Origin of the sequence: Streptomyces sp. NPDC050508, assembly GCF_040655155.1 — a bacterium.
Lineage (GTDB): Bacteria > Actinomycetota > Actinomycetes > Streptomycetales > Streptomycetaceae > Streptomyces.
This window is the reverse complement of record NZ_JBFAJJ010000005.1, coordinates 370,612-396,519: the sequence shown is the minus strand read 5'-3', so window position 1 is coordinate 396,519 and position 25,908 is coordinate 370,612. Positions and strand designations below refer to the sequence as shown.

General features: G+C 69.4%; 26 protein-coding genes and 7 tRNA genes. 11 read left to right on the top strand and 22 right to left on the bottom strand.

What is annotated here, in order from left to right:
* Positions 1–4: 4 nt before the first annotated feature.
* On the bottom strand, positions 5–565 hold the full coding sequence (locus AB0I69_RS17375; protein ID WP_033282250.1) for an HIT domain-containing protein: 561 nt from the start codon (positions 563–565) through the stop codon (positions 5–7).
* A gap of 67 nt (positions 566–632) precedes the next feature.
* On the opposite strand from AB0I69_RS17375, the gene AB0I69_RS17370 reads away from it, so the two are divergent.
* Positions 633–1,289, top strand: coding sequence for a potassium channel family protein (locus tag AB0I69_RS17370; protein WP_363096482.1), 657 nt, complete (start codon positions 633–635; stop codon positions 1,287–1,289).
* Between the two features lie 52 nt (positions 1,290–1,341).
* Here the strand turns inward: AB0I69_RS17370 and thrS are convergent, their stop codons facing one another.
* From thrS to AB0I69_RS17355, 3 genes are all read right to left on the bottom strand, one after another.
* Positions 1,342–3,318, bottom strand: coding sequence for a threonine--tRNA ligase (gene thrS / locus AB0I69_RS17365; RefSeq protein WP_363096481.1), 1,977 nt, complete (start codon positions 3,316–3,318; stop codon positions 1,342–1,344).
* A 125-nt stretch (positions 3,319–3,443) separates the two neighbouring features.
* The gene (locus tag AB0I69_RS17360) at positions 3,444–4,667 is read right to left on the bottom strand and encodes a hypothetical protein (protein ID WP_363096480.1); all 1,224 of its coding nucleotides are present in this window, start codon (positions 4,665–4,667) and stop codon (positions 3,444–3,446) included.
* Positions 4,664–5,230: a DUF4365 domain-containing protein gene (locus AB0I69_RS17355; RefSeq protein WP_200689140.1), complete on the bottom strand. Its 567-nt coding sequence runs from the start codon at positions 5,228–5,230 to the stop codon at positions 4,664–4,666. Before AB0I69_RS17355 ends, AB0I69_RS17360 begins: the two co-directional genes overlap by 4 nt.
* Before the next feature lie 169 nt (positions 5,231–5,399).
* Here AB0I69_RS17355 and AB0I69_RS17350 point away from each other — a divergent pair, with 169 nt between their 5' ends.
* Complete coding sequence (locus AB0I69_RS17350) at positions 5,400–6,125, top strand: 3'-5' exonuclease (protein WP_363096479.1); 726 nt, start codon at positions 5,400–5,402, stop codon at positions 6,123–6,125.
* A 98-nt stretch (positions 6,126–6,223) separates the two neighbouring features.
* On the opposite strand, the gene AB0I69_RS17345 is transcribed toward AB0I69_RS17350, so the two are convergent.
* Together AB0I69_RS17345 and AB0I69_RS17340 are read right to left on the bottom strand one after the other, a co-directional pair.
* Positions 6,224–6,295, bottom strand: a tRNA-Val gene (locus AB0I69_RS17345).
* Positions 6,296–6,348: 53 nt separating this feature from the next.
* Positions 6,349–6,795: an SRPBCC family protein gene (locus AB0I69_RS17340; RefSeq protein WP_363096478.1), complete on the bottom strand. Its 447-nt coding sequence runs from the start codon at positions 6,793–6,795 to the stop codon at positions 6,349–6,351.
* A gap of 65 nt (positions 6,796–6,860) precedes the next feature.
* Between AB0I69_RS17340 and AB0I69_RS17335 the strand changes: the two genes are divergently transcribed.
* Positions 6,861–9,329 carry a hypothetical protein gene (locus AB0I69_RS17335; protein WP_363096477.1) on the top strand — a complete coding sequence of 823 codons (2,469 nt, stop codon included), beginning with the start codon at positions 6,861–6,863 and terminating at the stop codon, positions 9,327–9,329.
* Positions 9,330–9,336: 7 nt separating this feature from the next.
* On the opposite strand, the gene AB0I69_RS17330 is transcribed toward AB0I69_RS17335, so the two are convergent.
* The 7 genes from AB0I69_RS17330 to AB0I69_RS17300 all read right to left on the bottom strand — a co-directional run bounded on the left by AB0I69_RS17330 (position 9,337) and on the right by AB0I69_RS17300 (position 16,914).
* A complete protein-coding gene (locus AB0I69_RS17330) occupies positions 9,337–12,072 on the bottom strand; it encodes a Tat pathway signal sequence domain protein (protein WP_363096476.1) in 2,736 nt (911 codons plus the stop codon).
* Positions 12,073–12,198: 126 nt separating this feature from the next.
* Positions 12,199–12,789: a hypothetical protein gene (locus AB0I69_RS17325; protein WP_363096475.1), complete on the bottom strand. Its 591-nt coding sequence runs from the start codon at positions 12,787–12,789 to the stop codon at positions 12,199–12,201.
* A 4-nt stretch (positions 12,790–12,793) separates the two neighbouring features.
* The gene (locus tag AB0I69_RS17320) at positions 12,794–13,669 is read right to left on the bottom strand and encodes a carbohydrate ABC transporter permease (protein WP_363096474.1); all 876 of its coding nucleotides are present in this window, start codon (positions 13,667–13,669) and stop codon (positions 12,794–12,796) included.
* A 20-nt stretch (positions 13,670–13,689) separates the two neighbouring features.
* Positions 13,690–14,658, bottom strand: coding sequence for a sugar ABC transporter permease (locus tag AB0I69_RS17315; RefSeq protein WP_363096473.1), 969 nt, complete (start codon positions 14,656–14,658; stop codon positions 13,690–13,692).
* Positions 14,658–15,944 carry an extracellular solute-binding protein gene (locus tag AB0I69_RS17310; protein ID WP_363096472.1) on the bottom strand — a complete coding sequence of 429 codons (1,287 nt, stop codon included), beginning with the start codon at positions 15,942–15,944 and terminating at the stop codon, positions 14,658–14,660. Before AB0I69_RS17310 ends, AB0I69_RS17315 begins: the two co-directional genes overlap by 1 nt.
* Before the next feature lie 343 nt (positions 15,945–16,287).
* Positions 16,288–16,359, bottom strand: a tRNA-Val gene (locus AB0I69_RS17305).
* Between the two features lie 78 nt (positions 16,360–16,437).
* Positions 16,438–16,914: a TIGR02611 family protein gene (locus AB0I69_RS17300; RefSeq protein ID WP_363096471.1), complete on the bottom strand. Its 477-nt coding sequence runs from the start codon at positions 16,912–16,914 to the stop codon at positions 16,438–16,440.
* Between the two features lie 191 nt (positions 16,915–17,105).
* Between AB0I69_RS17300 and AB0I69_RS17295 the strand changes: the two genes are divergently transcribed.
* Entirely contained in the window at positions 17,106–17,519 is a 414-nt protein-coding gene (locus AB0I69_RS17295; protein WP_004002642.1) for an SsgA family sporulation/cell division regulator, read from the top strand.
* A 280-nt stretch (positions 17,520–17,799) separates the two neighbouring features.
* Positions 17,800–18,360 carry a CGNR zinc finger domain-containing protein gene (locus tag AB0I69_RS17290; RefSeq protein ID WP_363096470.1) on the top strand — a complete coding sequence of 187 codons (561 nt, stop codon included), beginning with the start codon at positions 17,800–17,802 and terminating at the stop codon, positions 18,358–18,360.
* 64 nt (positions 18,361–18,424) lie between these two features.
* Here the strand turns inward: AB0I69_RS17290 and AB0I69_RS17285 are convergent, their stop codons facing one another.
* Together AB0I69_RS17285 and AB0I69_RS17280 are read right to left on the bottom strand one after the other, a co-directional pair.
* On the bottom strand, positions 18,425–18,577 hold the full coding sequence (locus tag AB0I69_RS17285) for a hypothetical protein (RefSeq protein WP_019059824.1): 153 nt from the start codon (positions 18,575–18,577) through the stop codon (positions 18,425–18,427).
* A gap of 164 nt (positions 18,578–18,741) precedes the next feature.
* Positions 18,742–19,185 (bottom strand): hypothetical protein, encoded by a 444-nt coding sequence (locus tag AB0I69_RS17280; RefSeq protein WP_363096469.1) that lies wholly within the window; start codon positions 19,183–19,185, stop codon positions 18,742–18,744.
* Positions 19,186–19,391: 206 nt separating this feature from the next.
* Here AB0I69_RS17280 and AB0I69_RS17275 point away from each other — a divergent pair, with 206 nt between their 5' ends.
* Positions 19,392–19,907: a DsbA family protein gene (locus AB0I69_RS17275; protein ID WP_363096468.1), complete on the top strand. Its 516-nt coding sequence runs from the start codon at positions 19,392–19,394 to the stop codon at positions 19,905–19,907.
* Positions 19,908–19,922: 15 nt separating this feature from the next.
* Here AB0I69_RS17275 and AB0I69_RS17270 read toward each other — a convergent pair whose 3' ends face one another.
* The 3 genes from AB0I69_RS17270 to AB0I69_RS17260 are packed head-to-tail and all read right to left on the bottom strand — an operon-like array spanning position 19,923 to position 22,662.
* On the bottom strand, positions 19,923–20,747 hold the full coding sequence (locus AB0I69_RS17270; RefSeq protein WP_363096467.1) for a GNAT family N-acetyltransferase: 825 nt from the start codon (positions 20,745–20,747) through the stop codon (positions 19,923–19,925).
* 53 nt (positions 20,748–20,800) lie between these two features.
* Positions 20,801–21,622: an aminodeoxychorismate lyase gene (locus AB0I69_RS17265; protein ID WP_363096466.1), complete on the bottom strand. Its 822-nt coding sequence runs from the start codon at positions 21,620–21,622 to the stop codon at positions 20,801–20,803.
* Complete coding sequence (locus AB0I69_RS17260) at positions 21,619–22,662, bottom strand: chorismate-binding protein (RefSeq protein WP_363096465.1); 1,044 nt, start codon at positions 22,660–22,662, stop codon at positions 21,619–21,621. The genes AB0I69_RS17265 and AB0I69_RS17260 overlap by 4 nt, the downstream gene beginning before the upstream one ends.
* Positions 22,663–22,841: 179 nt before the next feature.
* On the opposite strand from AB0I69_RS17260, the gene AB0I69_RS17255 reads away from it, so the two are divergent.
* The 5 genes from AB0I69_RS17255 (at position 22,842) to AB0I69_RS17235 (ending at position 23,296) form a co-directional block, all read left to right on the top strand.
* Positions 22,842–22,914: transfer RNA gene (locus AB0I69_RS17255), tRNA-Gly, on the top strand.
* Positions 22,915–22,952: 38 nt separating this feature from the next.
* Positions 22,953–23,026, top strand: a tRNA-Cys gene (locus AB0I69_RS17250).
* A gap of 1 nt (position 23,027) precedes the next feature.
* Positions 23,028–23,099: transfer RNA gene (locus tag AB0I69_RS17245), tRNA-Val, on the top strand.
* A gap of 19 nt (positions 23,100–23,118) precedes the next feature.
* A tRNA-Val gene (locus AB0I69_RS17240) sits at positions 23,119–23,190 on the top strand.
* A gap of 34 nt (positions 23,191–23,224) precedes the next feature.
* Positions 23,225–23,296: transfer RNA gene (locus tag AB0I69_RS17235), tRNA-Val, on the top strand.
* Between the two features lie 62 nt (positions 23,297–23,358).
* Here the strand turns inward: AB0I69_RS17235 and AB0I69_RS17230 are convergent.
* The 4 genes from AB0I69_RS17230 to AB0I69_RS17215 form a co-directional block, all read right to left on the bottom strand.
* Complete coding sequence (locus AB0I69_RS17230; RefSeq protein WP_363096464.1) at positions 23,359–23,661, bottom strand: zf-TFIIB domain-containing protein; 303 nt, start codon at positions 23,659–23,661, stop codon at positions 23,359–23,361.
* An 80-nt stretch (positions 23,662–23,741) separates the two neighbouring features.
* Positions 23,742–24,680, bottom strand: a complete 939-nt coding sequence (locus tag AB0I69_RS17225) for an aminoglycoside phosphotransferase family protein (RefSeq protein ID WP_363096463.1) — start codon at positions 24,678–24,680, stop codon at positions 23,742–23,744.
* Between the two features lie 439 nt (positions 24,681–25,119).
* Positions 25,120–25,329 carry a hypothetical protein gene (locus tag AB0I69_RS17220; protein WP_026178166.1) on the bottom strand — a complete coding sequence of 70 codons (210 nt, stop codon included), beginning with the start codon at positions 25,327–25,329 and terminating at the stop codon, positions 25,120–25,122.
* A 212-nt stretch (positions 25,330–25,541) separates the two neighbouring features.
* Positions 25,542–25,817, bottom strand: a complete 276-nt coding sequence (locus AB0I69_RS17215; RefSeq protein WP_033282228.1) for a hypothetical protein — start codon at positions 25,815–25,817, stop codon at positions 25,542–25,544.
* Between the last annotated feature and the right edge of the window lie 91 nt (positions 25,818–25,908).

Sequence of the window (25,908 nt, the reverse complement as noted above, 5' to 3'; positions counted from 1 at the left end):
TGGCTCACGCCGTGGGCCACGCGTCCGCGAGCATCTTCCGTGTGTCCGCGAGGAGTTGGGGCAGCACCTTCGTGTGGCCGACCACCGGCATGAAGTTGGTGTCGCCGCCCCAGCGCGGGACGATGTGCTGGTGCAGGTGGGCGGCGATACCCGCGCCCGCCACGCTCCCCTGGTTCATGCCGATGTTGAAGCCGTGGGCGCCGGACGCGGTGCGCAGGGCCGTCATCGCCTGCTTGGTGAGGGCCGCGAGTTCCACGGTCTCCGCGTCCGTCAGGTCGGTGTAGTCGGCGACGTGACGGTAGGGCACGACCATCAGATGGCCGCCGTTGTACGGGTACAGATTGAGCACCCCGTACACCAGCTCACCGCGCCTGACGATCAGCCCGTCCTCGTCCGATTTCGCCGGAATCGAGCAGAAGGGGCAACCGTCGTCGGCACCGGGGCCGGTCGGCTTGTTCTCGCCCTGGATGTAGGCCATCCGGTGGGGCGTCCACAGGCGCTGGAAAGCGTCCGGTGTGCCCACTCCGATCTGCTGTTCCGGCTCACTCGTCATGCAAGGAAGCATATGGCTTCGCTCGTTCGCGGCGTGTCGCCGGGGTTGCGTGAAACCCCTCCCGCGCCAAGCTGGGCCGATGGACGACGACAGCCGCAAGGCCCGCTGGGAGCAGCACACGGAGGTCCCCCTCGCCGTGGCGTCGATGGTCTTCCTCGCCGCGTACGCGGTCCGCATCCTGGCCCACGGCCTGCCGGACACCTGGCAGGACCTCTGCCTCGCCGTGCTGTTCGCCGCCTGGGCCCTCTTCGCCGTCGACTACGCGGTCCGCTGGCGACTGAGCGGCCAACGCCTGCGCTTCGTCCGCACGCACTGGCTGGACACCCTGGTGCTGCTCCTGCCCCTGCTGCGACCGCTGCGCGTCGTCAGGGTGTACGAGGCGGTGCAACGACGGCACGGACAGCCCCGGCTCGCGCTGCACGCGCGCGTGATCGTCTACGCCGGCCTGTCCACCGTCCTGCTCGGCTTCGCCGGCGCCCTCTCCGTCTACCACGAGGAACACGCGGCCCCGGGCGCGACGATAAGGACGTTCGGCGACGCCGTGTGGTGGACCTGCGCGACCTTCGCGACCGTCGGCTACGGCGACGTTGCCCCCGTCACCGCGCTCGGCCGACTGATCGCCGTAGGCATGATGGCCATCGGTCTGGCCCTGCTCGGCGCGGTCACCGGAACCTTCGCCTCCTGGCTGCTACAGGTCTTCACGCGGGAGGACGACGAAAGGCCCCCGGGGATCTGAACTCCCCGAGGGCCTCCCGAACAACAGCAGACTCAGACCTGCAACGACAGACTCAGACCTGCGCCCGGTCCGCCACGACCTGCTCGATCTTCGCGATGGCGTCGTCGAACGCGATGCCGTTCTCCTGCGAGCCGTCGCGGTAACGGAAGGACACCGTGCCGCCGTTCATGTCCTCGTCGCCGACGATGACCATGAAGGGGACCTTCTGCTTCTGCGCGTTGCGGATCTTCTTCTGCATCCGGTCCGAGGACGAGTCGACCTCGACGCGCAGCCCCTTCTTCTTCGCCGCTACGGCGAACTTCTCCAGGTACTCGACATGCCCGTCCCCGATCGGGATGCCGACCGCCTGCACCGGCGCCAGCCACGCCGGGAACGCCCCCGCGTAGTGCTCAAGCAGCACCGCGAAGAACCGCTCGATGGATCCGAACAGCGCCCGGTGGATCATGACCGGCCGCTGCTTGGAGCCGTCGGGACCGGTGTACTCCAGGTCGAACCGCTCGGGCAGGTTGAAGTCCAGCTGGACCGTCGACATCTGCCAGGTCCGCCCGATCGCGTCCTTCGTCTGGACGGAGATCTTCGGGCCGTAGAACGCGGCGCCACCCGGGTCCGGAACCAGCGGCAGCCCCTGCTTCTCGGCGACCTGGCGCAGCGTCTCGGTGGCCTCTTCCCAGACCTCGTCCGAGCCGACGAACTTCTCCGGGTCCTTGGTCGACAGCTCCAGGTAGAAGTCCGTCAGGCCGTAGTCCCGCAGCAGGTTGAGGACGAAGGTGAGCGTCTTGTCGAGCTCGTCGGCCATCTGCTCGCGCGTGCAGTAGATGTGCGCGTCGTCCTGCGTGAAGCCCCGCGCGCGGGTGAGGCCGTGCACGACGCCCGACTTCTCGTACCGGTACACGGTCCCGAACTCGAAGAGGCGCAGCGGCAGTTCACGGTACGAGCGGCCACGCGCGTCGAAGATCAGGTTGTGCATCGGGCAGTTCATGGGCTTGAGGTAGTAGTCCACGCCCTCGTCGAGCTGCATGGGCGGGTACATGCCGTCGGCGTACCAGTCCAGGTGCCCGGACGTCTCGAAGAGCTTCCCCTTCGTCGCGTGCGGGGTGTAGACGAACTCGTAGCCCTCTTCCTCGTGGCGGCGCCGCGAGTAGTCCTCCATGACCCGGCGGACGACGCCGCCCTTGGGGTGGAAGACGGCGAGGCCGGAGCCGATCTGCTCGGGGATCGAGAACAGGTCCAGTTCGCTGCCGAGCTTGCGGTGGTCGCGCTTCTCGGCCTCGACCAGGAAGTCGAGGTGCGCCTTCAGCTCCTCCTTGGAGGGCCAGGCGGTGCCGTAGATGCGCTGGAGCATGGGGTTCTTCTCGCTGCCGCGCCAGTAGGCCGCCGCGTTGCGCATCAGCTTGAACGCCGGGATGTTGCGCGTGGTGGGCAGGTGCGGGCCTCGGCAGAGGTCCTTCCAGCACAGGTCGCCGGTCTTGGCGTCGAGGTTGTCGTAGATCGTCAGCTCGCCGCCGCCGACCTCGACGTCCGCGCCGTCGTCGGTGGACGCGGAGCCCTTGATGCCGATGAGTTCGAGCTTGTACGGCTCGTTCGCCAGCTCCTCGCGGGCGTCCTCGTCGGTGACCACGCGGCGCGAGAAACGCTGGCCGCGCTTCTGGATCTCCTGCATCTTCTTCTCGATGGCCTTGAGATCCTCGGGCGTGAACGGCCGCTCGACGTCGAAGTCGTAGTAGAAGCCGTCCTTGACCGGCGGGCCGATGCCCAGCTTGGCCTCGGGGAACAGCTCCTGCACGGCCTGCGCCATGACGTGCGCGGTGGAGTGGCGCAGGATGTTCAGGCCGTCGGTGGAGGAGATCTCGACGCCCTCGACCTCGTCCCCCTCGGAGACGACGTACGCCAGGTCCTTGAGCTCCCCGGCCACGCGCGCGGCGATGATCGAGCGTTCGCCGGCGAAGAGCTCCGCGGCCGTGGTGCCCGTCGTCACCGTGCGCTCTTCCCGCTCGGAATCGCGTTGGATGATCACACGGACGTCTGACACCGGTCTCTCCTGACTGCAGGGTGGATGCGGCGCCATACCGGGAGCGCGCGCAATAGGGGATCGTACCGACCCTAAGGGGCTCACCGCGAAACGGTTGCCCCCGGCCCCCGCTCCCCTGCGCTCCCTCAGTCCTCCCCGCTGCACGCCTCCTCGAAGAAGTCGAGGTTCTCCTGGAGGGACTTCATCAGCCGGTCCCGCTCCGCCTCGTCCACCTGCACGGGTACGACGCCGGAGGCGCCGGTCAGCCGACGGAAGCCGCCCCGGCTCTCCAGCCTGCCGTGCACCCGCACCGGAAGGCCGACGAGGTGGGCGTGACCGGCTATCCGGTACGACTCCTCGTCCAGGGTCATCCGGACGTGCCCGACCTCGGCGCCGGCGATCACCTGCATCCGTACGGTGCCCTCGCCGCGCGGCCCCGACCTGCGCATCCGCACCACCGAGCCGGTGATACGCACGGGCATGGCCGGTTCCTCGCGCAGATAGCGGGCCCCGGCGGCGCGCAGCACGGGCAGGTCGCCGGGTGAGAACTCGACGGCCTCGGCGGGGGCCGCGCAGCCCTCGGGGACGCCTGCGGCGGGCGCCCACTCGACGGCGATGCGGGCGCCCTCGGTGCCGCGCACCAGGGCGACGACGGCTTCGGTCAACTCCCGGCTGACGCCCGCTTCGACGGCCCCGTCGAAGGCGTCCATGCCGCCGGTGGCCCGCTCGTAGTCGATCGCCTCGCGGGTGGCGTACAGGGCCTGGTGCAGGCGTACGGCAAGGGCGCGCCCGGCGTCGACGGGAACGAACGCGGTCAGTTGCCGGCCACCGGGGGCGGAGCCGACGAGGACGTGCTCCAGGGACGCGGCGGCGGGGCGGCGGTGGCGGGCGCCGTAGTAGCCCGCACGCGCGCGTGTGGCGAGTGCGGCGGCGAGCAGCATCTGGCGCGCGGCGGCGCGGAGTTGCTCTTCCACCGTCCAGGGAGCGGCGCCGGCCGGTCCGGTGGGGATGTCGCGCCACCAGCGGATCTCGTCGCTCGGTACGGCGAGGCCGACGAGGACCTCGCGGGCGGAGGGGGTGTTGCTGCGGGCGAGTGCGATGAGCGCCTCGCCGAGGAGGTCGTCGCTGTCGGGGAAGGCCCGGCTCTCGGGAACCAGCAGGCTGGTGGCCGAGCCGCCGGGCCCGGGTGGGGTCCAGCGGCCGTACCGTCCGGCGGCGCCGCCGCGCCGCTGCCAGCCGTGCCGGCGCAGCAGGGCGCTGAGGACGGCGGGGTCGACCTCGTCGGCTTCCGGGGCACGGTCCCACACCGTGTCGTCCACGGGATGCGGTCGTACCGCCCGCAGGTGTTCCTCGACCGAGCGGTGCCTCATGGCCTGCCTCCCGTCCCGACCCGCGTCATGATCTCGCACAGCGCCCGGTCGTCGAAGATGCGCGAGGTCGGTATGCGCACGGTGGTCCGGGTCCTGCCGGTGATCGCGTGACCGGCGAGGTTGACCCAGTAGCAGCAGTGCCGCAGGTCGAGCCGGTCGTGGCTGGCGCGCAGCCAGTCGTCCTGGGAACGCGGGACGAGCATCACGACCAGGATCTTGTGCACCGAGACCGGTGTGCGGGCGAGCTTGCGCAGATGGTCGTTGTCGAGCGTGAAGGAGAAGGAACGTCCCGGCGGGTTCGGCGGGATCTGGTAAGTGCACTTGAGCTGCACTTTTATCGTGACCTCGTCGTCCACCGTGTGCCCGGGCGAGCCGTGACTGACGTGCCAGTCGATGCCGTTGTCCGGAAAGGGTTGCGACAGCGAGCAGCCGGCCGCGGCGGCGACGGCGTGCAGATAGCCCACCTGCAAGGTTTCCATGCAGGCGGTGGTGGCGAGCGATCCGCGATGGGGTGCCGTCCGTTCGGGCAGCAGCCCGCCCCGCTCGGGCTGCGCTATCACCATGACCAACAGCCTTCCAAGTTCAGGTGTATCCCTGTGCCGGGTCGCTGAACTGCAAAGACCCGTACTCCTGTTGTCTCCTTCCGGCGTACGGCGCAAACAGCCCGGGTATCACCAAACAGGCAGAAGACGGTACGTCAGCTGCCGTGGGTGAACGAGGAGTTGTGTACGTATGACGTGCTGGTACGAGGGCCCGTTGGCCGCGTTCGACACGGAGACCACGGGCGTGGATGTGGAGACCGACCGGATCGTGTCGGCCGCCGTCGTCGTCCAGGACGCCCCCGGTACCCGTCCCCGGGTGACCCGGTGGCTGGTGAACCCGGGGGTGCCGGTGCCCGAAGGAGCGACGGCGATCCATGGACTGACGGACGAACACCTTCAGCGCAACGGCCGCTGGCCTGCGCCGGTGATGCATGAGATAGCCGACGAGTTGGCCGAACAGGCGGCCATGGGGCGCCCGTTGGTGGTCATGAACGCACCGTTCGACCTGACCCTGCTGGACCGCGAGCTGCGCCGCCATCGCGCGTGCTCGCTGGACCACTGGTTCGAGTCGACGGCGCTACGGGTGCTGGACCCCCGGGTCCTGGACAAACACCTGGACCGCTACCGCAAGGGCCGCCGCACCCTCACCGACCTGTGCACGCACTACGGCGTCACGCTGGAGGGCGCACACGACGCGGGCGCGGACGCGTTGGCCTCCCTGGAGGTGGTACGAGCCCTGGGCCGCCGCTTCGCGACCCGACTGGAGCGCCTGTCCCCCGCCGAACTGCACACCCTGCAGTCGACCTGGCACGCGGCACAGGCCCGAGGCCTCCAGGCGTGGTTCGCCCGCAGCGGCACCCCGGAGTCGGTGGACCAATCATGGCCACTACGCCCGGAGTTGGACGCGGCGGCCTGACCGAACGGGGCGCCGGAACCGGCGCCCCGCACTTCACCAGGAGCCGCCGCCCGAGACACGAAAAAACCGGCCCGCTGATGCGGACCGGCCTTTCCCGGTGGGCGATACTGGGTTCGAACCAGTGACCTCTTCGGTGTGAACGAAGCGCTCTCCCACTGAGCTAATCGCCCGGGAACGCACCGAACAATACAGGCCCCCGCCGGTTTCCTTCAAACCGCTTCCGTCAGTCCGCGCCCAGGTGTGCGAGGAGCCCGCGCTGTCCGGCCCGCATCATCAGCGCGTGGTTGAGGCGGAACACCGGCCGCCCGGGCACGGCGAACCACTTGAGCAGCGGCCGGTTCAGGTCGACCTCCTGCTCGTAGCGGGCGAGCGTGCCGGAACCGTCGGCCGTGAGCGTCCAGCGCGCCCAGCCCGCCAGATCGCCGGTCATCGCGATCTCCAGCACCCCGGCGACCGGATCGCGCCGCACCTCCCGCGCGGTGAAGGTGAGGGCGTACGGCAGGCTCGCGCGGATGCGGATGACGCCGGTCGTGTCGTCGATCTGGTGCACCTCGCGCACCTGCGGCCACCAGCGGGGGTACTCCTCGGCCCGCTCCAGGACCGGGTACACGACGGCGGGCGGCGCGGGCAGGGACCACCGGGCACGGAAGCGGTAATGGGTCCAGTCCATGGCGGAAGTCTGCCCGGGCGCGGGCCATCTACGGACATCTGAGTACGTTTTGAGTACGCGCACTCATGCCGTACGACGTGACGGGCGCCACACTCCGAGGCATGACGCACATTCCGCACCCGGCCGAGGAGTTGCGGCTCCTGGACGCCGAGCTGCGCCAACTGGACGCCCGTCGCTCGCAGTTGCTGCACCGGCGGGCCTGGCTGATCACGCTGTTGCAGCCGGCCCGGCCCGCGCCCGCGCCCCTGATGGCGCCGCCCGCATCTCCGACCCGGCCGGAGGCCACCGCGCCGGGGGTGCAGAACGTGCTGCTCCTGCTCGGCGGCATGCTGCTCACCCTCGCGGCGATGGCGTTCACGCTGGTCAGCTGGGGGAACCTGGGGATCGCGGGCCGGGCCCTGGTGCTCGGCGCGGTGACCCTGGCGGCGCTCGGCGCACCCGTCGCGCTGTTGCGGCGGGGCCTGCGTTCCACGGCCGAGTCGGTCGCGGGCCTCGGTCTCGTCCTGACGGTGCTGGATGCCTACGCGCTGCACGAGGTCGCGTTCCCGGACGGGGACGGCGTGGCGTTCGCGGCGGTCGCGTCGGTGGTACTGGCGGTGGTGTGGACGGCGTACGGCCTCGGGACGGCGGCGCTCCCGAGCCGGGCCGCGACCGGCACGCGACCGGCCACCGAACCCACCCCACCCATCGCCTCACCGACTCTTCTCCTCCCCCTCCCCGCCGCGCTCGCGGTCGCCCAACTCCCCTTGATTCTCTGGGCGATCGCGGACGGCGGGGGCCCTCGCACGATCACGGCCGCGGTACTGCTGACCGCCGTGATCGACATGGTTGTCGCGCTTCGGGTCTCCCTCAAGGCCGTTCGTTTCGTCGCCGTCGGCGGTGCGTTCGGTATGGGTGGCTGGGGCGTGCTGGCGACCGGCGTGATCTCCCTGGACGCGGCCGGTCCGGGCGCCGCCGCCCGTGCGGCGGCGCTCTTCGCTCTCGCGGCGACGGGCGCGTTCGGCGCCGCGTGGCTCGCCACGGGCTCGGGACTCAGGACGAGTACGGCCACGGCGGGCGGCCTGCTCGTGGTCGCCGCGCTCGGTGGCATGCTGCGCGCGTCACTGCCCGCCGACTGGACGGTTCCCGGCTATCTGGCCTGTGGGCTCGCCCTGTTGGTGCTCGTGCGGGTCCGGCTCCCCGAGTCTGTGCGCCATGGTCTCGGCCGGGCCTCCGGTGTCGTCCAGGCGGGCGCGGTGTTGTGGACGGTGCCGGTCGTCGGTGTCACGCTGCTCGGTCCTGCCGCCTGGGTGTCGCACATCTGGTCCGGTGCGCCGGGCAACGCCCGTGACGCGGCGGCGATGGGTGCCTTCTGGCCGCCCCACACCGCCACGGTTCCCCTGGTTCTCGCCGCGGTCGCCGCGGTCCTTGCCGCTACGGTCCGTAGCGCCGAGTGGCGCCCCCAAGCGCTGACCACCGCCCTCGCCCTGACCTGGGCGACGGCACTCACCATCCTGACGACACTCCAACTGCCGTACAGCATCAGCCTGTTGGTGCAGGGCCTCGCGGTCATGGCCCTTCTCGCCCTCGCGCACCGCACCGCCACTGTCCTCGCCTTGGTCACCTCCCTCAGCCTGGCCGCCCTCTCGCTGGCTTCGGAGCCGGCCACGCTCGCCGTACTCGCGTCGCTGACCGCCCTGTTGGCGGGAGTCGCATGGCGGGGGCGTCCCGCACCGGTGTTCGCCGCCGCGTCCCTCGGGTACGCCGCGTCCCTCGGGTACGCCACGGCGTTCGCCTGCGCGGTGGGGGCCGCCCTCGACTGGCAGCCACAGCACATCGCGGTGCTGGTGCTGGTCGTACCGGCGGCTGCCGCGCTGCTCGCGGCACGCCTCACCGACCAGGTCACGACGACGGCCGTCGAGATCACGGGCGCCGTCGCGGGCTTGGTCGCGATCGGCCTCGCGTCGGCCGAACTCCCCATGCTGGCACTGGTGTTGTCCCTGTGCGGGGTGATCGCGGCAGGCACGGCGCTACGACCCGAGCGCAGGAACGTCGGCTACGCGGCCGCCGCCCTGTTCATCCTGGCCGGCTGGGTACGGCTGGCCGCGTGGGACGTCGGCAGCCCCGAGGCATACACGCTGCCCGTGACCGTCCCCGCGCTGTTCGTCGGGGCGCTGCGCAGGCGCCGCGACCCGAGCGCCACGTCCTGGACGGCCTACGGCCCCGGGCTCGCCGTCACGCTCGCGCCGAGCCTCGTCGCGGCCTGGGCCGACGCGCACTGGACGCGCCCGCTGCTGCTGGGCACCGCCGCGCTGCTGGTCACGCTGATCGGCGCGAGGCATCGCCTCCAAGCGCCGCTCGTCCTCGGCGGCACCACCCTCGTCCTGGACACACTGCACGAACTGGCCCCGTACATCGCCCAGGTCGTCGGCGCGCTGCCCCGCTGGGCACCTCCCGCCCTCGCCGGAGCCCTGCTGCTCGCACTCGGCGCGACGTACGAGCAGCGGATCCGGGACGCCCGACGGGTACGGGAGGTCCTGGGGAGGATGAACTAGCCCTGTACTAGGGCATCTTGTCGCCGAGCAGGGCCAGGTTCTCGATGGCGGCGAGGCCGTACAGCGCGGTGTCGTTCGAGGACACCCAGGCCGCCTCGCTGCCCGGGACGAGGGTGACCGGGCCGTTCAACGCCTCCGTCTTCCACGGCGAGGACTCCATATAGCCGTCCGAGCTGTAGAACTTCGTCCACGCCCGCTTGGCGAGCGTCGCGTCGCCGAGCTGTACGGCGGCGTAGGCGTCGAGGCGCGAGTGGCCCTGGAAGAGCAGCAGGGTGCCGAAGTTGGAACCGTAGCGTGCCGCCTGTTCCGTCTTGGAGGCGTTGAAGTAGCGGCAGTAATCCATGTACACCTCCTTGAACTTGGGCATGTCGACCAGGTAAATCAGCTCCGCGCACAGCTCGTTGAGACCGAAGACCGCCGAGAGGTGCGAGACGGAGACCACGGGCGCGGCGGCGACGGCGAACTTGCCTGTGTCGAGGTCGTACAGCCCACTCCCCTGCACAAATCCGTTGGGCTGGGCGGCGATTGTCTCCATGGTCGACAGCACACGCGCCTTGGCCTTCTCCCACTTGGGGCCCCTGCGTTCCCACTCGGTCAGCCACGCCGACACCAACCCGCTCCAGTCCGTGCCGAATCCGATCGACAGGGCGTGCCGGTCGGGGGTGTACGGCGCGGTGCGGATCTTGCGGATCGGGTCGAGGACGAGGAAGGTCTCGTCGGAGTCGACGTTGGCGGCCATGAGGTCGCCGACGCGTTCGTCGGCGGTGAGGAAGTAGTAGTAGCGCCGGTAGGTGGTGTTGGCGATGCGCTGCTGCTTGGCGCTGTCGGCGTAGTGCTGCACGCCGTGCCGGGTGCCCAGGCCCGCCCACTGGCCGAGGTGGTAGACGTCGACCTCGCCGGTGTGCCGGGTGAGTGCCTCGGCGAAGCGGAAGATGTCCGAGCGGCCCGAGCGGATGTACGCGAACCAGAGCCAGATGTCGGGCGACAGCTCGGAGTTGTCCCAGGCGTAGCCCCCGATGTCGTACCGCCACTGGTGGCGCACGGTGTCGTACGAGTGCATGAAGTCGCCGTAGTCCCAGAAGCCGTACCAACGGCGTTGCGCCACCTGGCCCTTGTAGTAGGTGAAGAGGAAGTCGAGGTGGTCCTCGATCTTCGCCTTGGCGGTGGTGGAGCGGTCGGGCTCGGAGTAGAGACCGGGGCCGAACACCCTGGATTTGATGAGTTGCTGGGGTGGAGCGGCGAGTTGGGGCAACACCCTTACTGCTTCGACCTGTTGGGCGAGGGTCTCAGGTGTCGGGGTGAACTCGTTGGCCCAGAAGAGGAGTTCGGAGGTGCGGGCGATGCCGTACGGGGTGCCGAACTCGGGTTCGTAGTCCTCGTAGGTGATTTCGAGGCCTTCGAGCTGCTTGGCGTACGTGTCCTGGCCCATGCCGTCGTGGTAGAAGCGCAGGTCCATCGGCTGGGCCTCGGGCGACCAGAGCCAGAGGGTGACCTCGGCCTCGTCGGTGTGGGCGTCGCGGATGTCGAGCTGCGCGGGGAACTTCTCCCAGAAGTCCCGCAGCCCGAAGGAGAATCCGCCGCTCACCCCACCGACGTACCCGAATCCGGAGGCGTGTCCGCCACCGCCGGCCGGGATCCAGCCGTAGCCCTTGGTGGTGCGTTTGCGCAGGGTGAAGCCGTCGGCGGAGAGCTGGGAGAGGGTGTAGTCGCCCCACTTGGGGATGTACTGGAGGCGGCTCGTCACGCGCTGGTCCCAGGTGGAGGGGTCGGCCAGCTTCTGCCCCGCGTACTGGGCCGCCTGGACGGTCGCGCCCGGGTCGCGGCGCAGGCCGGTGATGCCCTGAACTGCCTCTCTCAGCAGGCCAGTTCCCTCACCGCCGATGCGGACGTGCCGGTCGTAGGCCGCATCTCTCATCGGCACGGTGAAACGGACGCCGAGCCCTCGGATGAAGTCGCCGCTCGCCTTGCCCGGTTCCACCGTGCCGTCGAAGGTGATCGTGTGGACCATGCGGAAGGAGTCGGCGCCCGCGTAGAAGTAGAGGCGAATCGAGAACGGCAGCCAACTCCGGCTGCCCTTACGGTGTTTGCCGTCGATGCGGACAACGGCGCGGACCGGGCCGTCCTGCTCGACAGTGACCTCGCCGATCGTCCCGTCGAAGCGCTCGGTCTTCACCGAGCCCTGGTCCTCGTCCTCGATCTCGGGCTGGCGGATGAGGACGAGACGGCCGTTCTTCGCGATCTCCGTGCCGCCCCGGGTGACCGACTTGATGAGCGTCGAACCGTTCTTGCCGATCTTCGCGGTGATGACCCCGGTCGAGACGTCGACGGTGCCGCCGCTCTTGTCGACGGTGACCTTCTTGTCGGAGGCGGCCATGTCCCCGGCGGTGAGGGTGAGCTTGCCGGAGCCCGAACTCACCGCGTGCGCCGTCCACTTGAGCGATCCGTCCGGCCAGTAGGCGATCGGCCAGGACTGCACCGGCACGGCCGTACCCTCGGCGTCCGTCAGCGCGAAGGTCTGGTCCTCCTGATAGGTGCCCATCGGCCACGGCACTCCGACCGTCGAACCGGGTGCGGCGCCGAGACCGCCGTCCTCCAGCCAGTCGAGGGTCACCGGGTCATCGTCGGCCGCCGCGGCTCTGGGCGCGGCCTGGGCATCCTTCGCTCCTAGCGCCCAGCTGAACTGCGCGGCGGCTCCGGCGACGGCCGCCGCCTTGAGGAGAGACCTGCGGGGAATGGGGGACATGGCTTTCCTTTCCGTGCGGGAGGCTTTCTTCACATGCGACATGCGATATGCGACCGATCAGGGGCATGACAGATAGAGGTGCGGCGCTCCGGACACGCCGACCTCGTGCGAGGCACCGCCCACCCGTCAGCGGTGCCGGTACCGCTCCTCCACGGCGACGGCCGCCGCGGCGACGGCCCCCAGCACGGGGACCGCCAACGGTGCGATGAGCAGGGCGGAACAGCCGACGAGGACCAGCCCGCCGACGAGCAGGAAGGAACCGGCCGGGTCGAGGACCGTACGGCGACCGGCCTCGGCGAGCAGCGCCCGCCAGCTGTCCCCCGGCGCCCAGACGGCCGCCGCGCGCATCCCGGCGACGACGATCCCGAGCAACGCGAACACCCCGACCGCACCTACGAGTTGCCCACCGGGCAGCCCGGCGCGCACAGCCTGGACGTCCACCCATACGGCGGCCGCCGCGCCCCACCCGGCAACGCCGACGATCCACCCGCCACGCATCGCAGCCCGGACGTCCGCGACGAACTCCCGCCAGCCACCGCCCATATGACCCGTGCGATGCCTCAAGTGCCGTGCCCCGGCAGCGAATGCGGCGGGATAGGTGACAACCCCCGCCGACGCGACGGCGATCCACACCCCGGTGAGCAGACATTCGGCGAAGACCCCGAACCGCTCGGCGAAGACCGACTCCCTGCGTACCTTCACGCGCGCTTCGGCCACCGTCTCAGCCCTTCAGTCCGGAGGTCGCCATACCGTCGATCAGGTACCGCTGGAAGGCGAGGAAGAACAGCAGCACCGGCAACAGCGCGACGAGCGACATCGCGATCATGCCGCCGTAGTTCGCGGCCACGCCGTCCGAGTCGCGGAACATCATCAGGCCCAGCGAAACGGTGTATTTGCCGGGCTCGTTGAGGTAGATCAGCGGGCCCATGAAGTCGTTCCAGGCGTTGATGAAGGTGAAGATCGCGCTGGTGATGAGCGCGGGCCGGCACAGCGGCAGCACGATCGACCAGTAGATGCGCAGATGTCCGCAGCCGTCGAGCCGGGCGGCCTCGTCCAGTTCCTTGGGCAGGTTGCGCATGAACTGCACCATGAGGAAGACGAAGAAGGCCTCGGTCGCCAGGTACTTGCCGATCAGCAACGGGACGTAGGTGTTGACCAGTTGGAGCTTCTGGAACATCACGTACTGCGGGATCAGGAGCACGTGGTACGGCAGCAGGAGCGTGCCGATCATCAGCGAGAAGAGCAGGTTGCGGCCGGCGAACCGGATGCGGGCGAAGGCGTAGGCCGTCAGGGAGCAGGAGATGAGGATGCCGACGACCGAACCGAGGGCGTAGAAAAGGGAGTTCTGGAAGAAGGTCCAGATCGAGATGTCGGCGATGCCCTTGGCCAGGCCCTTGAAGTTGGCGAGGATCGGGTGCCCGGGGAACAGTTGCAGGTTGTTGATGACGTCCTTGCTCGGCTTGAACGAGGCGCCGATCACCCAGACGACCGGGTAGAGGACGACAGCGAGGACGGCCAGCGCACCGACGTGCCAGACGAGCGAGCCGGTGCGCCTGCGCCCCAGCCCCGGGGACTTCGTGGCGGTGGTGACACTCATCGGGCGCCTCATCGAGTGACTCATCGCGCGTCCTCCTCGTAGTGCACCCACTTCTTCTGCGACCAGAAGAGGACGGCCGTCACGAGCGCCACGGCGAGCAGTAGCATCCAGGCCATCGCGGACGCGAAGCCCATCTGGGCGTTCTTGAAGCCCTGTTGGTAGAGGTAGCAGGTGTAGACGAGCGTGGCGTCGGCCGGTCCGCACTGGGAGTTGGAGACGACGTACGCCGAGCCGAAGATCTGGAAGGAGTGGATGGTCTCCAGCAGCACGTTGAAGAACAGCACAGGGGAGATCATCGGCAGCGTGATGTTCCAGAACCGGCGGAAAGGCCCGGCCCCGTCCATCGCAGCCGCCTCGTACAGCTCCCTCGGCACCTGCTTGAGCCCGGCGAGGAAGATGACCATCGGCGCGCCGAACTGCCACACGGTGAGCGCGACCAGGGAGTAGAGGATCCAGTCGGGGTCACCGACCCAGCCACCGACATGGGAGCCGAAGAGGGACTGCGTACGGTCCACTACGGCGCCGTCGGAGAAGAGTGTCCGCCAGACGAAGCCGATCGAGACGCTCGCGCCGATGAGCGAGGGGGCGTAGAAGGCGGCCCGGTAGAGGGCCTGGCCGCGGCGGCTCTGGGCGAGCAGCATGGCGACGCCGAGGGCGAGCAGCAGTTTCAGCGGGGTGCCGATGACGACGTATTTCGCCGTCACCTCTACCGACTTCTGCCACCTCGGGTCGTCGAACATCCGGGTGAAGTTGTCGAAGCCGATCCACTTCGGGCTGTCGAAGAGGTTGTAGTCGGTGAACGCGAAGTAGAGGGAAGCGACCATGGGGCCGGCGGTCAGCAGCAGGAAGCCGGCGATCCACGGGGACATGAAGAGGTAGCCGGCGAGGTTCTCGCGGCGCCCCCGCCGTTTCTTGGCGGCGGGGGCGGCGGAGCGGGTCTGCCGGGTGTCGGGCGGAGCGTCGTCGACGAGCGTCACGGCGGTTCCCATCAGGCGGAGAAGGCGGCCTGCGCCTCGGAGAAGAACTGCTTCACCGCGTCGGCGACCTTGGTCTTGCCCAGCGCCATGTCCCCGCCGATGCGGAGGAAGGCGGACTCGGCCGTGTCGGCGCCGGACGGGTGCGGGGTGATCGTCCCGAGGACGCCCGCCTTGGCGGTGTCCACCTCGTACTGGGCGATCTCCTTCTGTACGGCGTCGGTCGGCTTGAACGCGTCGTACTGGTCGGTGGTCGCCAGGATGCCCCGGTCGTAGCCCATGATCTTGCCGACGGCGGGGTCGTGGACCATGAAGTCGATGAACTGGGCGACTTCCTTGGGGTGCTTGGTGTGTGCGGAGCCGCTGAGCATCAGGGAGGCGAGGTACTGGCCGGTGTCCTTGCCGTCGGTGGTGGGGATCGGCGCGAGGCCGTAGGTGCTGTTGCCCTCGGCCGAGTAGCGGACGGTGAAGTTGTCCCAGGTGAATTCCGAGGCGCCGTGTCCTGCCGAGAGCGAGGACTTGGGGGTGTCCTGGGCGACGACCTTCGGGGAGGTGACGATCCCGGCCTTGACCCGGCCGTACCCGTCCGTCCACCACTCCGTCAGATCTGACTCCTCGAAACCGAGCCCGTCCTTGGTGAAGAACGCCTTGCCGTTCTGCCGGAGGTAGAGGTCGTACAGGTACATGATGCTGAAGTAGCCCGTGTCCCCGGGGACTTCGGTCTTGTCGTGGATCGTCTTGAGGGCCTTGAAGTACTCGTCCCAGGTCCAGCCCGCCGTGGGGTCGACGCCCGCCTTCTCGTAGACCTTCTTGTCGATGACCAGCGCCATGGTGTTCGAACCGACCGGAATACCGAGCTGCTTTCCGTCGACCTCGCCGACCTTGGTGACGCCCGCGCGGAAGTGATCCAGGCTCAGATTCCCTGCGTCGATCTGGGACTTGAGATCGAGCAGGACGCCTCTCTTGTCGTACTTCCGAAGAAATCCGACGGCGTTCTGGAATACGTCCGGTGGATTTCCGCCCGCGGCCTGCGTCTGGAACTTCTCCCAGAAAGAGAGGTAGTCCTGAAAGTCCGTCTTCACCTTGATCTTCGGATACTTCTTCTCGAAGAGAGCGATGGACTGATTGATCTTTTTCGCCCGCTCCTCGGCACCCCACCACGAGTAACGGATCGTCACCGTCCCGTCCGCGGACGTCCCGTCGTTCCCACCGCATCCCGTCGCGGCCAGCCCCAGCGTCACCGCCGAGACCCCGGCGACCTTCAGGACCGTACGCCTCTCCACATTCGTGCGGGTTCCCATGATGGGCCCTCCCCGTAGCGTCGTTGCCACCTGCATGAATCGTTTCAAGTAAGCGCTTGCTGGCACAAGTTACGGAGGCCCTCGGGGTGCGTCAATGATTCGGACAGGAATTTCTTGTGGACCGGCTGAGCGCTACGACGGCGCCGCCGGGCGCGTTGCGGAAGCGACGGGACGGACACCGCAGGTGAGGCGTGCGCGATCGGTCGGCCGAACAGGAAGCGGCCCGCCGCACTCCGGTTCCGACCGGCCGAAAAGCGCCTGGGCGATGAGGAGTTGACCCCGCGCCTCGGCGGGCGAACGCCGACGACCCGCCTGTGTATCACAGGCGGGCCGTCGGTCCGGGTGGGCGATACTGGGTTCGAACCAGTGACCTCTTCGGTGTGAACGAAGCGCTCTCCCACTGAGCTAATCGCCCGGGCGCACGGAGAACATTACCCCATGTCAGCGGGTGCCTCCGACCAGCACGGGGAGGCACCCGGACGCCGTCGGCAGGTCACTGGTCCTTGATCTTCCAGGGCATCACGACGCCGAACTTCCAGACGTAGACACCGACAAGAGCGACCACGATCACCAGGCCGATCGAGGTCAGGACGATGTTGCGGCGGCGCACCTCGGGGTCGAGCGCGCGCTGTGCCGCCTCGGTGACCTTGCGTTTCGTCCAGCGGAGCACGAGCTGGGCCCAGACGAACTCGGTCGCCCAGATCGCCATGCCGGCGAAGATCACGACCCAGCCGGGTCCCGGCAGCGGCAGCATGACGATGCCGGCGACCACGACCGCGAGGCCGATGACGAAGACGCCGACCTGCCAGCTCAGATGCAGCGCGCGGCGTGCCTTGATGAATTCCGGCGCCTTGGAACCGAGCCCTTGCTCGTCCTGCGCCCCGCCTGCTCTCGCCTTGTCCGGCGTCTCGTCGGCCGCCCCGTCCGGCGCCACGGCGACCTCACCCGGCTCGTCACTCCCCGTATTCATACGGACAAACCCTACCCGAGTGAAACCGGTCACCGGAATGGCCGCACCGAGCGATCGAGCTCTCGGCCGGAAGAGTTACATAAAGGCACGCAAAACACTCAGAGGGGTTTACAACGGCACCGTAGGTGGCATGTCGATTTCGCCGACGTGCGAATCCCCGAGCGCACACTGAGCGAAAGGCCCTGGCGCTTATGAACACCACGGTCAGCTGCGAGCTGCACCTGCGCCTCGTTGTGTCGAGCGAGTCATCCCTGCCTGTCCCCGCAGGCCTGCGGTACGACACGGCCGACCCCTACGCCGTGCACGCCACCTTCCACACCGGAGCCGAGGAAACCGTCGAGTGGGTGTTCGCCCGCGACCTTCTCGCGGAGGGCCTCCACCGACCCACCGGTACCGGCGACGTCCGTGTCTGGCCATCCCGTAGTCACGGTCAGGGCGTCGTCTGCATCGCGTTGAGCTCTCCCGAGGGCGAAGCCCTGCTGGAGGCTCCCGCACGGGCCCTGGAGTCCTTCCTGAAGCGGACGGACGCAGCCGTGCCACCTGGTACGGAACACCGGCACTTCGACCTGGATCAGGAGCTGTCGCACATCCTGGCGGAGAGCTAGAGCGAGGCCCCGACGAACCAAGTCCGACGCCGTCCGAACTCGGGGAGACGGCTCGGGCCTGGACAACCGCATATGGCACACACCGGCGCCGTCGCCGCGATTCGTCGCGGGGGCGGCGCCGGTGCGCGTGGTGACCCGGACCCCGGCAACTCTCCGTGGTCCGGGGAACCCCGAGGGGCACGCTGGCGTTCATAGAGGCATGGGGCCGTCCTCCGGGAAGCCACTACCATCGGCCAGCATCGGCGGGCGCCCGCCCGACCCCCAGGCCAGGGAGCGAAACGTGCTGATCACCCACGACACCCGGTGTGCCCTCGACACCGTGGTGGATCTGGTGAACACCGCACCGGAGGACGCCGCGGCGCCGGACGGACTGTCGGACGTCTCGCTGCTCGCGGATTTCGTACGAAACCACGAGATCAGCGATGTCGGAGTGCTGTCGGAGTTCGACCTCTCCGCCGTGCGCAAGATCCGCGGCCTGTTCACCGCGGTCTTCTCGGCCACGGACCCCCGGACCGCCGCCGGGCTGATCAATGACCTGATCGCCGCCGCGGGCACCACCCCCCGCCTCACGGACCACGACGGCTACGACTGGCACGTGCACTATTTCGCGCCCGGCGCCTCGGTCGCCGACCATCTCGCCGCCGACTGCGGGATGGCGCTCGCGTTCTTCGTGGTGGCCGGCGAGCAGGAGCGGCTGCGCCGCTGCGAGGCCCCCGACTGCCGACGCGCCTTCGTCGACCTCTCCCGGAACCGCTCACGCCGGTACTGCGACAGCCGGACCTGCGGAAACCGACTGCACGTGGCCGCGTACCGGGCCCGGCGCAAGGAAGCGGCGGGCTGACACCCGGCGCACATCGATGAGGTCGTGGCCCCCGACGGGTGACGTCGGGGGCCACGAGTACGGCTCACAGCATCAGCAGGTCGTGCAGCGAGGCCATGAGCAGCAGACACCCGATCACCGCAAGGAAGATCATCAGCGGTGGCTGGGAAAGGGCGAAAAGGCACCCGCGCGGCTCGTCCTTCGGCGGCGCGGCGTCGCTCTGTGTCGTGTCCAGCATCTCGCCGCGATGATGACGCAGTGGAGACCCCTGACGCGATCAACACGCCCGATAAGAGAGGGAGTTCGCCGAATTCCGTGATGTCCGTTTCGACTCGCGTCGAGTCCTGAACGCTTACCGGCGGACCCGGCTCGCTCTGTGTCGTTTCAGTCGCTGCCCGACCGTCATATGCCGTGCTTCTTCAGGATGGCCTCGATGTCGCTGAAGTCGTCCCCGCTCTTGGCACGGGGAGCGGCCGCGGGCCGGGTCGCAGGGCGCGTGGCCGGGCCCAGGGAAGGCGCGGAGGCGGTCGGGGCCACCGCGTCCGGCTGGGCCGAGGCTCGGGCCGCCTTGCGTTCCTTACGGGTGCCGCCACGGCGGCGCTCCAGGGCACGGGTGCCCGTGAAGAGCAGCCAGGCACCGCCCAGTACGACGAAACCCGCCCAGGCCATGGGACTGAACGCGGTGTCGGCCGCCCAGCCGACGACCCCGGTCATCACCAGGCCGACGGGCACCAGCGAATAGGCGGCGATACGGGCGGCGGAGAGAAAACGCTTGCGGTACGCCGTGACCGCCGCGATGCCCAGGCCGGCCGCGGAGACGGCGGAACAGACGGTCTCGGCAATCATCCGGTCCTCCAGGCATGGTTCGGTCGGGCAGGTCGTACTTCGTCCCTTCCATCCTGCACCGTCCGGTCCCCGTGATGCCATGCCCCGGTCGGACATCAGGGACATCTCCGGGTCGCATCCTCCCCAGGTGCCGGTCGGCGTCATACGTATGCGGTCCGTGGTGGTCCCGGTTGGGGCGGTGCGGCCGGGACTGGGAGACTGGTCCCATGAGTGACCTCTCCTCCGCGCGCACCCCCGTCCTCGACATCTGGTGCGAACTCCAGTGCCCGGACTGCCACACCGCCCTGGACGACCTGCGCGCCCTGCGGGCCCGCTACGGCGACCGGCTGGAACTGCGGCTGCGGCACTTCCCGCTGGAGAAGCACAAGCACTCCTTCGCCGCCGCGCAGGCCGCCGAGGAGGCGCTGGAGCAGGGGCGGGGCTGGGAGTACGTCGAGGCCGTGCTCGGCCGGGTCGCGGAGCTGGACCGTAAGGGAGAACCCTTCCTGGTCGAGGTGGCCGGTGAACTCGGCCTGGACGCCGACGAGTTCGACACCGCCCTCATCGACGGCCGGCACATCCTGATCGTCGACGCCGACCAGGCCGAGGGCAAGGCCATCGGCGTGACCGGCACCCCGACGTACGTCATCGGCGGCGAGCTTCTCGACGGCAGCAAGAGCCAGGAAGGGCTCCGCGCCCGCATCGAGGAGATCGCCGACCGGCTGCTCGCCGAGGGCGAGTGACCCTCGGGTCAGGCGTCAGAGCAGGTTCTTGTACAGGTGGTAGGTGACCGTCTCGTAGCCGAGTGACTCGTAGAGCCGCTCGGCGGGGGTGTTGCCCTCGAAGACGTTCAGCCGGATGGTCGGCAGACCGGCCGCGACGCCCTGCGCCTCGGCCAGGAGCATCAGGGTGCGGCCATGACCCCTGCCCCGATAACGCGCGTCGGCCTCGACCTTGTAGACGAAGGCCTTGCCGTCACGGGGGGCCACCCAGAGGGTGCCCACCGCGGTCCCTTCGTGCTCCAGGACGCTGAAGAGCATGCCCGCGGTGGCCAGTCCATCGGGGAGCAACGTGGCGTTGCTCCGCAGCGCTCTGGCCCGGGCCTCGGCCTCGGGCACTCCGCGCTCGGTCCAGCTCGCGGTGAAGCTCTTCGTCTGGAGTTCCTCCCAGGGGCCGTACTCCTCCTGGGTCATGGGCCGGCTCCGGCTCCCCGCAGGCAGCTCGGGCGCGGTGCCGCCGAGCGGCTTCTCCATGTGGCGGTTGCGTACGACGTAGCCGAGGGCCGTCGCCACCTTCAGCGCCGTCTCCGCCTCCGCGGGCACGGATGCCTCGATCCGCGCGCAGCCCCAGCCACGCGCCACCTCCTCGGCGGCGAGCGCGGCCACTGTGCCACGGCCGCGCCGACGGTCCGGTTCCTCGATGTTCAGGTCCAGGATCCGGGCCACCGAGGCATCGGAACCGGGACTCGTGCCGAGGTGTATCGCGCCAACGGAACGGCTGTTCACACACACCTGGTAACGGCGTGAACGCGTCCCGTCGGCCTCGCGCTGAAGCGGCTCGGTCGGCCGCAGGGTCGTGGTCATCAACTGTGTTCTACCCGAACTGGAACCCCAGGTCAGCCTCTTAAATGAGGCGCTTACGGATCAAGGTCGTCGCCCGACCGCTCGTCGAACACGCGCATGATCTTGGCCGTCATCGGCCCCGCCACGCCCGGGAGTTGGCGCTCGTCGACCAGGTGGACGGCCTGTACGTCGCGCAGCGAGGACGTCAGGAAGACCTCGTCGGCGCGCTCCAGGACGTCGAGCGGCAGGTCGGTCTCCTTGGCACCGGTCCATTCGACGGTCAGGGCCCGGGTGATGCCGGCGAGACAGCCGGAGGCGACCGGCGGGGTGTGGATCTCGCCGTCCAGGACGACGAAGATGTTCGACCCGGTGCCCTCGCAGAGTTGGCCGACCGTGTTGGCGAACAGGGCCTCGGAGGCGCCGTGTTGGTGGGCGCGGGCGAGGGCGACGACGTTCTCGGCGTAGGAGGTCGTCTTGAGGCCGGTGAGGGCGCCGCGTTCGTTGCGGGTCCAGGGGACCGTGACGGCGGCCGTGGAGTCGGGGCGGCGCTTCGCCTCGCCGAGGGCGACCACGAGGGTCGGGCCGTGCTCGCCGCGGTCGGAGCCGAGGGGGCCATGGCCGCCGGTGTACGTGATCCGCAGCCTGCCGAGCGGCATCGGGTTGGCGTCCAGGACGGCCGCGCAGCCTCGGCGGACCTCGTCCAGGTCGGGGTCGGGCAGCCCGAGGCCGCGCGCGGAGCGGGTCAGCCGGTCGAGATGCCGGGTCAGCGCGAACGTCCTGCCGTCCGTCGCCTTCACCGTCTCGAAAATGCCGTCGCCCACGGTCAGTCCGTGGTCGAAGACAGAGACACGGGCGGACTCGATGTCCTGCAGCCCGCCGTCGAGCCAGATCTTCATGAAAGAGCCCCTCCGCTCACCTCGTACGCTCCCGACGCTATCGCGAGCAGCCGTGACGCCTTCAGCTCGGTCTCCCGCCACTCCCCCTCGGGGTCCGAGCCCCAGGTGATGCCCGCGCCGGTGCCGAAGCGCAGCATCCCGTCGGTGCGGTCGATCCAGAACGTGCGGATACCGACGGCCAGTTCGCCGGTCCCCCGGTCCGCGTCGACCCAGCCGATGCCCCCGCAGTAGGGGCCCCGGGGCGCGGTCTCCAGGGCGTCGATGATGCGCAGGGCGCTGGACTTGGGGGCGCCGGTGACACTCCCGGGCGGGAAGGCGGCGGCCAGCAGTTCCGGCCAACCGGCAGCGACGGGCAGCTCTCCTCGTACCGTCGACACGAGGTGGACCAGACCCGGATGCTTCTCCACGACGCACAGGTCCGGGACGGTCACGCTCCCCGTGGCGCAGACGCGGCCGAGGTCGTTGCGGACCAGGTCCACGATCATCACGTTCTCGGCGTAGTCCTTCTGCAGCAGGTCCGCCTCCGTCCGCCCGGTGCCCTTGATCGGGCCCGACTCGACGACCCGGCCGGAGCGGCGCAGGAAGAGTTCCGGGGAGGCGGTGGCTATCTCCACGCCGTGGGCGGGCAAGCGGATCGTTCCTGCGTACGGCGCCGGGTTGCCGCGTGCCAGCAGGGCGGTGAGGGCGTCCACGTCGGCGTCGGGGGCGACAGGTGCCGACAGGACGCGGCACAGGTTGGCCTGGTAGACCTCGCCGGCCGCGATGTGCTCCCGGATGCGACGGACGCCGGCGGTGTAGGCGGCACGGTCGAGGGAGGAGGTCCAGGCGTCGGTCGCGGGGCCGTGCCAGGCGCCGGGGACGGGTGCCGGGACCGGTTCGTGCCGTACGTCTCGGAAACGGGCGCAGGTCAGACGGCCCTCGAAGTCGGCCGCGACGGCCCAGAAACCGGTGGAGTCCAGGGCCGCGGGATCGCTGGTGACATCGAGGAGACCGGTAGCGACACGGCCGCCGAAACGGGCAAGAGGAACGAGGTCGGACACGCCGTCGAGTCTATGGCGGGTGTCTCACGGGTTGCCCGGCCATGTCCCCACGGGTGCCCTGACCATGTCTTCCTGTAGACGCAGGCCAGCACGCTGCACAAACGCGTTTTTGTGCTGGCCCCGGAATCCGCTAGAGTTCAACTCGTCGCCGCGACGCGCAAGCCGAGCGGAAACGACAAGCGGACGTAGCTCAGTTGGTAGAGCGCAACCTTGCCAAGGTTGAGGTCGCCAGTTCGAACCTGGTCGTCCGCTCGCAGGAAGTGGGGATCTTCCCGAACCCCCGCACTCCTGGTGGAGTGGCCGAGAGGCGAGGCAACGGCCTGCAAAGCCGTCTACACGGGTTCAAATCCCGTCTCCACCTCCAAGGACGATTAGCTCAGCGGGAGAGCGCTTCCCTGACACGGAAGAGGTCACTGGTTCAATCCCAGTATCGTCCACTGGTCCGCAAGGATCCCCGCGCGATTAGCTCAGCGGGAGAGCGCTTCCCTGACACGGAAGAGGTCACTGGTTCAATCCCAGTATCGCGCACGCACCGCCCACGATCCCCGGATCGTGGTCCCGAGGACGATTAGCTCAGCGGGAGAGCGCTTCCCTGACACGGAAGAGGTCACTGGTTCAATCCCAGTATCGTCCACACACCGAAGCCCCCGGCGCTCTCCGCGACCGGGGGCTTCTTCGTGTGCCGGTGTGTGCCGGTCAGCTGGAGAACAGCATGTGGCCGAAGCTCTTGTGGCGGTGGTGGCCGCCGTGACCGCCGTAGTGGCCACCGCCATGACCGCCGCCGTGCTGCGGGGCGCCCCAGGCGGGCGCGGACGGGGCCGGGTAGGCCTGCGGGCCCGGGGGCGGCGGGGCGGGCTGCTGCCACTGGGACTCCACACGGGTCAGCGCCTCAAGCTCGCCGTAGTCGAGAAAGATCCCCCGGCAGTTGCTGCACTGCTCGATCTGGACACCGTTGCGGTTGTACGTGTGCATCGGCGCATGGCACTTCGGACACTGCATGCTCGGCTCAACTCCTCGCCCGTCGGTACATCTTGGTGTTTCCCCAGGACAGACTCCGTCCGACCCCGGTCGGTTGCACCCTACTTCGCGAATCCGGGCGCCAACTCGGGCGGTACGGAACCCATTCGGTCACACGCGTCCACGACGGCCTGCTCCACCTCGTCGAGTGGCCGGCCGGCTGTGACTGCCTTGACGATCGCCAGGGCTGCGGTCTGCACGGTGAGGGCGCGGGCCGGGACGTCCAAGGCCGGCCAGGGGTCGCCGTCCGCGGGGACGGCCGGACCGCCCGCCGCGCGGTACGCGGCCAGGAAACGGGCCCACTCGTCGGGCGGGAGCAGCTCGCAGGCGTACCAGGCGGCGGGGCGGGCGAGGTCCCAACCGGGGACTCCTACGCCCAGGTCGTCGACGTCGATCAGCAGCCAGGGTCCGTCGGGGGCCGGGTGCCGGACGAGCTGGCCGAGGTGCAGGTCGCCGTGGCAGAGGGTGGTGGTGTCGGGCTGGGGTGCCTCCGCACGGGCCCAGGCGGGGAGCAGGGTCCAGGCGCGCAGGACGGAGGTGGCTGCGGGGTGGGGGCCGGCCGCACGGAGCCGGGTGATCGCACGGACTGCCTTGAGGGGGCCTCGCATGGGTGGCAGCGGGGTCGGGGGTGGGGTGCGGTGGAGGCGGGCGAGGAGGGTGCCCGCCGCTTCCCAGGGGGCCGCGTCCGGGTCCTCCGGGTCGACGGGGGTGCCGTAGGGCCAGCAGGTCACCAAGCGGTCGTGCAGGTGGAGGGGGGTGGGGTCGAGTGGAGGCAGGAGGATGCCGGGGAGTCGTGCGGCCGTGGTGAGGCGGGCGGTGAGGTCGGTGGGGTCCGTGTTCGGGGCGTGGGCCTTCGCGACGGTGTCTTCGTGGCGGACGACTGTACCGTCGGGGCGGTCGGTGAGGGTGGTGGTTGCTCCGCACGGGCAGGGGGTGGTGCGCGCGTGGGCCGTGGTCCTGGCTCGGGCGGTGAGGTCGGAGAGCAAGGGGGTGCGGGGCATCGCGCTTCCTGGGGGCGGGCGGTGGGGGTTCGTCGCGAGCGTACGGGGTGGTGCGGTGGTGGGGTTCTACGGCGGGTTCGGGCGGCCTGTGCGGGTGGGTGGGCCTGGGGTTTTCGCCCCCGCCGCCCCTACCCGTCCCATCTCCAGGGGCTGCCGCCCCTTCGACCCCGCCTGGGGCTGCGCCCCAGACCCCCTTCGGCCTGAACGGCCTCGTCCTCAAACGCCGGACGGGCTGAAGGATGCCGGCCTGGGCTGAAAGGGGAACGCCGGACGGGCTGGAGGATGGACACCGGCAAGAAACCAGGAAAAGGGCAAAGCAAAGCCGGCGCAGCTCCCCAGCTGCGCCGGCTTTTTTGCCGTCCGCCGCACCCCCGTCCCCACGGGGTTTCATGGGTTGATGTCCCCGCCCGGACCGCTCTTCCGGGCCTGGGGTCGCCGCTCAGCGCCCCAGCATCACTCCCACGGACGACGCCTGTGTGGCCACGGTCTCCCAGCCGTCGAAGACGACGAGGAGCAGGACCGCCAGGGGAAGTGCCATCAAGGTCGCCACCAATGGGTGGCGACGGCCCGTGCGGCGGGTGCGGAACGCTGCGTTGTACGCCTTGCGTCCTTCTTCGCGGATCAATGCCCGCGGTGCCGTATGGGCCATGGTCCCTCTCCTGACCGTGCTCCGTTGACCGAACTCAGTTGTCGTTGGCAGCGGCGGGTGTCTGACCTCGGGGGACGAGTGCTGCACCCGCCGCTTGACCTCAAATCTAGGCGTGCGGCGGGTGCGGGTCGTCATGCCCTCGTACCGATTGGCGGGCCTCCCGGAGGATGAGCAATGACCTGCGAAGTACTCCCCTGGGTGGAGACGAGGTCCTAGGTCTCGGGGTCTTCCCGGAGAGGGAGTCCGGTGTGCCCCGCTTTCTCTGAGCTGTCCTCGCGCGGCACCGGCTGCTCGACCAGGGCCAGGACCCTGGTCGCCATGAAGCGGGCGGTGCGGACGACGGAGCCGCTGCGGGTGACTTCGCTCACTTCCACGACACCTCGTCGTACCGCCGTCTCCACCCTGCGGCCTGCCCTGCTCGCCACCACCTCGTATGTACGTGTGGTGTCTCCGGCGTCCACCACTATCTCGACGCGATCACCCTTCACGCGCTCAATCCCCCTTCTGTGATGGTTGGTTGGGGTCGGAGGTGATGTGAAGTCCTGCTGTTCGCAACGCCTCTGACCACTCTTCAAGTTT